The 5,738-nt window shown below is 58.6% G+C and carries 4 protein-coding genes and 1 tRNA gene; 2 read left to right on the forward strand and 3 right to left on the reverse strand.

What is annotated here, in order from left to right; all coding sequences use genetic code 11:
- Positions 1-177 precede the first annotated feature (177 nt).
- A complete protein-coding gene (locus tag NW829_RS00240; protein ID WP_414389563.1) occupies positions 178-1,359 on the reverse strand; it encodes an aldo/keto reductase in 1,182 nt (393 codons plus the stop codon).
- Between the two features lie 159 nt (positions 1,360-1,518).
- Positions 1,519-1,592: transfer RNA gene (locus NW829_RS00245), tRNA-Asp, on the reverse strand.
- 49 nt (positions 1,593-1,641) lie between these two features.
- Between NW829_RS00245 and NW829_RS00250 the strand changes: the two genes are divergently transcribed.
- Positions 1,642-2,145: a hypothetical protein gene (locus NW829_RS00250; protein ID WP_414342275.1), complete on the forward strand. Its 504-nt coding sequence runs from the start codon at positions 1,642-1,644 to the stop codon at positions 2,143-2,145.
- A 274-nt stretch (positions 2,146-2,419) separates the two neighbouring features.
- Here NW829_RS00250 and NW829_RS00255 read toward each other — a convergent pair whose 3' ends face one another.
- Positions 2,420-4,063 (reverse strand): protein kinase domain-containing protein, encoded by a 1,644-nt coding sequence (locus NW829_RS00255; RefSeq protein ID WP_414416175.1) that lies wholly within the window; start codon positions 4,061-4,063, stop codon positions 2,420-2,422.
- A gap of 284 nt (positions 4,064-4,347) precedes the next feature.
- Between NW829_RS00255 and alaS the strand changes: the two genes are divergently transcribed.
- On the forward strand, positions 4,348-5,738 hold a 1,391-nt coding region (gene alaS, locus NW829_RS00260; protein ID WP_414416176.1), incomplete at its 3' end, for an alanine--tRNA ligase.

Genomic DNA, 5,738 nt, shown 5'->3' on the forward strand with positions numbered 1-5,738 from the left:
GTACTGCGAAGCAGTCAGGGTCGGGTAGTTTACACTCTAACACGAGCTACCCAAATGAGATAAGGAGCCGCTGGCGGGAGCTGACAACTCTTTTTTTCCTGCGGTTAAAGAGTAAACCTTGCCATATCATCTTCTCCACCGGATCTCGACCGTCAAACGGGGGGATCCCTGAGCAAGCTAGCTCTGAGATAGGCGCTTCACCTCAGCTCCAGAGAGCAGGCGATGGGCTTCTTGCAACAAAGCCGGGATCCGGTCGCGGTGGGGGCTGTGGATAAGATAAGGTCGCAGGGCTTCGGCATCCACTTTGTCTGCCCGCTGGCCGGGGAGCCAACTGCCGGCATTGCCCAACAGGTTGTAACGGCTCTTGGCATAGTCCACCAAGTCATAGGCCAAGACCAAATTGCGCAGCAGCAGAATGAACGGGATATTCACTTGTCCGGGGGTTTGGTCGTAGCGAGGCAGGCCCTGGTGCCAAGTTTTGGCGTAGTGTTCCCCCACCTGCTCGATCAAAGCTTGCTCTAGGCGGGCCAGGATCGGCGGCAACAGCTCATCAGCCCGATCCAATAACTCCACCGCCTGCAGGTGCTCATCAAAATCGCTGGGTCGGGCCGCCCCAATGCTGAGGGTGTGAACCTGGGGATGGGACAGACAGAACAGGTCGTTGAAGACCATCGGGCTGAGGGGTTGGCACAACTGCACCAGCTTGGCGGGCGGATCGTAAAGCCTGCCCCCCTTATCCGAGGGACTGATGATGAATACCCCCATATCCTGCTGAGCGGCAGCCTCAATGGCGGGCCAGTTGGTCTGGTTGACAAAATACCAGTGCAGGTTGACGTAATCGAAGCCCCCTGACCGTATGGCTTCCACAATCAACTCCGTCGGCCCATGGGTGGAGAAGCCGACAAAACGCACCCGCCCCTGCCGTACCAGGCGCTGACACACCTCCAGACACCCCCCTGGACGCAGGCTGTGCTCCAAGTCTTCCCAGGTATTCAACCCGTGGATGGCCAGCAGATCCACATAATCGAGGTTCAAGTAGCTCATCGATTGCTCGAACTTGGCCAGGAACTGCTGCGGGTCGGCGCTGGGGCCAATTTTCGTCTGCACAATCAGATCTTGCCGGGGAAAGAGCGGCAAAATGCGGCCCAACTGCATTTCAGAAGTGCCATAGCCGCGGGCAGTTTCGATGTGGTTGATGCCCACCTCCAAGGCCCGGCGAATCGTCGCCTCCAGGTTCTGCTGGCTTGCCGCTGGGATCCCTGACCAAGGAGTATCTTGCCAACTGTGTTGATAGCGCATGCCACCACAGCTCAGCACGGGCATAGACAGCTCGGTACGCCCAAATCTGCGATACTGCATGGTTTTTCCCCTGGACTAAGCCCCATTTTAGAGTGGCCCCACCGCCGAAGCTTAAACCCCAGGCCGACCGCGTTGCGCAGCAGTCTCCATCAGAAATCAGATCAGTCTGGAGATATGAGGCTGCAGGAGAGCGACTAAGCTAGAGTGTTCTCAAGAGTACGGGGCTGACGGGGCTCGAACCCGCAACTTCCGCCGTGACAGGGCGGTGCTCTAACCAATTGAACTACAGCCCCAATCGCTGCGAATATCTATTCTGGATGTGAATGAGGATTGTTGTCAATCATGGTGGTTAGTTTGGCAGCACAGGCCGCAACCCTTGTGGATACTGCTCCCCAAAACGGGATCCCAACGGCGGCAATGCAACAGGTGGCGGATGTGCTCACCCAGGTGGCTCAACACCTGGATCACCTGCAATACACCACCTTGCGCTACCCCGATGGCGGCTGGCTGACGGTGCGGGTGGTCGAGGATCCTGCTGCTGGCGACTCATCCTCAGAGGGATCCCAGCCGACGACCCATCTGTGGATCCCGGCCTTCGGCCACCTGGAAGATGCCCACACCACGCTGGCAGAGCTTAAGGATCGAGCGCCGGAGCTGGAGACCGCTTCTTTTGGGGTCTTGGAGCTGTTGTTCTTGGCGTTGGGCCTTTCTCGGGCCGATGGTATTGTCTTTTACGACCAAGCTGGGGATCGGCAACAGGGCAAAACCGTAGCCTGCCGAGCTTTGATGGAACAGGTCAATCAATCGCTTCGCAGATGGGCCTCTCCACCCCCTTCGATGGCTTGATCTCTTGTTTATAGTCATCTCGATTCAAACCAGGACACTGTGCCCACACTAAGACGTCGGTCGCGTCTTCGCGTCAGCGTTGCGGAGCAATGGCATTGCGGGGCAATAATGCGGAGGGCCAGAAGGCTTTTCTAAGGACTCCGTCCCGCTGGCGCGAGCAGTAGCCCAGACGTCTCATCCTAACCTGAAACAACTATAAAACTATTAAAGATCTATAAAGTTAAAGATCGCAACGCAAAATTCCAGATCCGCCAGATCCGCAATCCGCCCTGCGTCAACTCAAGATGGCTCCCTGCCGACGGGCAAACTTCCGTAGCTTCTCGTCCATCCGCGCCCCCCGTAGATCCGCTTTGCAAAAGTTGGTAAAGCGCTTGCTCTTTTCTTCTGGGTATCGAGCCAAACGAACCCTGCCGGCCATCGACCAGATCACCGAGCTGGCCACCACCAAAGCGAGCGTGGCCGCTCCTAACGCATAAACCAAATTGCCCGTGGTCAGGCGGACAAGCAAAAAGGCCAGGATCCCTGAGCCCAGCAGCCCCCCCAAGCCTGTCAGGATCCCTCCCAATGTTTTGGCCGATCCAGACAGTTGGATCAAAACCCGCAGCCAGTAGGGTTGAGGGGTGTTGAAGAGGATGCCGCGCAGATCCGCCCCCTGCAAGTTGGCCCCTGAGAAATCGGCCCCCCGCAGATCGGCCCGGCGCAAATCATAGCCGGCCAAGTTTTGGTTGGCAAAGGACTTGCCCCGTAGATCGGCCCCCGCCATGGAAGGGATCCGCGGTGGGGTGGCCGGCTTGATCCGTCCGCCGCCTGTGATGCTACTGGCTCGGCCCAGTTGGGTAAAACCGGTGGTGCTCCCCCACTCAGAGGGGATGGATAGCGGGCTGCTGGCTGTCATTCCCCCTGCAGTGAACTGAGGTAGGGGTGTGGGCGAGAAACCACCCGAGCGGCGCTTGGCCCAGTAGCCGGAGATCACCGATGTGCTGGGATTGGCAGACAGGGGGGAGTTGGGCAACACAATCGGTGCTTCTTCCACCGGGATCCCTTGCAACGCCCGCAAGACCTCGGTGGCGGTGGCAAAGCGCTGATTGATGGCCGGCTGCAACATGCGGTGCAGAATGGCGTCGAATTCCGGGCTGAGCTGCAGGCAATCCGACCAATCCCACTGCCCCGTTTCATGGTTATAAAACTTGGCCGGAGATTCCAACGTCATCAAGTTGATGCAGGTGGCAGCCAAGGCATAGAGATCGCTAGAGGGACCGACCGCCTGGCCGGCTACTTGCTCCGGGGGAGAAAAGCCAAGGGAGCGGATTGCTGTCACTTCTGCCGCCTGCTCCTGGGCTGGCCCCAGTTCCTTTACGGCCCCAAAGTCGATCAGCACCAATCGACCATCTTCTTTGCGACGAATCAGGTTGGCAGGTTTAATGTCTCGGTGAACCGTGTTTTGGCTGTGGACATAGCTGAGGATCAGCAGCACCTCCTGCATCACCTGCCGGGTTTGTTCTTCGGAAAAGGGCCCATTGCGACGCATTTCTTGGGAGAGGGTGATGCCCTGGATAAATTCCTGCACCAGGTAGAACTTGCCGCCTTCCTGGAAGTGGGCGTAGAGCTTGGGGATCTGCGAATGTTCCCCCAGGCGCTCCAGCACTTGGGCCTCGCGATTGAAGAGCTCCTCCGCCAGCTTGGCCAGTTGCGGGGATCCCTCGACCGGGCGCAACTGCTTGATCACCCGCCAAGGTTTGGAGGGCATGTCCTCATCCCGCGCCAAAAAGGTAGAGCCAAATCCCCCCTGGCCGATGCGCTTGAAGGCCCGGTAGCGATTGCGCAGCAGGAGGGGATGGCCACAAGAGGCACAGGTAGAGGCATCCGCCGGGTTTTCCGGGTGCAAACAGGCAGGGTTAAGGCAGTAGCAAGTGGGCATACCAGTTTGGGGTTACCGGCTGGCGATCCGGACAACCGAGACGGAGCCAAGAAGTCGGCAGGCAAGTTGTGAGAGATACATACAGGTTAGACCAAGAAGAAACAAATCTTGCACAACTGCCTCAGATAGGCTGATCTTAGCGTCTGCCCGCCCTGAGGTTAATCGGACAAATCGCTTAGGTTTTCGGCGGATGGGGTTTGGTGGAACAGAGGAGAACAACAAGGGCTGGACTGCCCTGCAGAGGGAAAACTTAGAATTGATGAATACAGCCATCTTCGCCTGTCATGTTTCCAGCGCTTTCCGGTGCCGCCATTCGGCAAACTTTTCTGGACTTCTACGCTCAGCGGGGCCACCAGGTGTTGCCCAGCGCCTCCTTGGTGCCGGAAGATCCGACGGTGCTGCTGACCATTGCCGGCATGTTGCCCTTTAAGCCCATTTTCCTGGGGCAACGGGATCCGGAGTACCCACGGGTTACAACGGCCCAGAAATGTGTGCGCACCAACGACATCGAGAACGTGGGCCGAACGGCGCGCCACCACACCTTCTTCGAGATGCTGGGCAACTTCAGCTTTGGCGACTACTTCAAAAAGGAGGCCATCGCCTGGGCCTGGGAGCTGGTGACGGAGGTTTTCGGCCTGCCCCCGGAACGGCTGGTGGTGAGCGTCTTTCGCGAAGATGAGGAGGCTTTTGCCCTCTGGCGAGATGAGATAGGGATCCCGGCCCACCGCATCCAGCGCATGGGAGAGGCGGATAATTTCTGGGCTGCCGGCCCCACCGGCCCCTGTGGCCCTTGTTCTGAGATCTACTACGACTTCAAGCCGGAGCTGGGGGATGAGCGGATCGATTTGGAGGATGACTCCCGCTTTCTGGAGATCTACAACCTGGTGTTCATGGAGCTGAACCGGGATAGCGAAGGTCACCTGATGCCGCTGGCCAAGCAAAACATCGACACCGGCCTGGGGTTGGAGCGGTTGGCCCAAGTGTTGCAGGGGGTGCCCAACAACTACGAGACGGACTTGATCTTTCCCATCATTCAAACGGCGGCTGGGATCGCCGGGCTGAACTACTCCAAGGCCGACCCGGAGCAGCAAATCTCCCTGAAGGTGATCGGGGATCACGCGCGGGCAGTGATGCACTTGATTGCCGATGGGGTGCTCCCTTCCAATGTGGATCGGGGCTATGTGCTGCGGCGGCTGATCCGGCGGATGGTGCGCCACGGTCGGTTGCTGGGGATCGGCGAGCCTTTCACCATCCCGGTGATCGAGACCGCGATTCAGTTGGCCGAGGCTGCCTATCCTCAGGTGCGGGAGCGAGAAACCCTGATCAAGACCGAGCTGCAACGGGAGGAAGAGCAATTTCTCAAAACCCTGGAGCGGGGGGAACGGCTACTGCTGGATTTGTTTACTGCCGTCGAATCTTCCCGCCGTGACAGCAGCTCGCCAAAGCAGATCTCCGGCGCCGACGCCTTCAAGCTCTTCGATACCTACGGTTTTCCGCTGGAGCTAACCCAAGAAATTGCCCAGGAACACGGCTTCAGCGTGGATCTGGAGGGCTTTGAGCAAGAGATGGAGAAACAGCGGCAGCGGGCCCGCGCCGCCCACCAAACCATCGACCTCACAGCCCAGGGATCCCTGGACGAGTTGGCGGATTTCCTCAGCCAAACGGAGTTTTTGGG

The organism is Synechococcus sp. R55.8 (genome assembly GCF_047461895.1).
Lineage (GTDB): Bacteria > Cyanobacteriota > Cyanobacteriia > Thermostichales > Thermostichaceae > Thermostichus.

Excerpts from the sequence above, each read along its gene's own strand:
- NW829_RS00255 (WP_414416175.1), bottom strand. The coding sequence starts at position 4,063 with ATGCCCACTTGCTACTGCCTTAACCCTGCCTGTTTGCACCCGGAAAAC.
- NW829_RS00240 (WP_414389563.1), bottom strand. The coding sequence starts at position 1,359 with ATGCAGTATCGCAGATTTGGGCGTACCGAGCTGTCTATGCCCGTGCTG.
- NW829_RS00250 (WP_414342275.1), top strand. The coding sequence starts at position 1,642 with ATGGTGGTTAGTTTGGCAGCACAGGCCGCAACCCTTGTGGATACTGCT.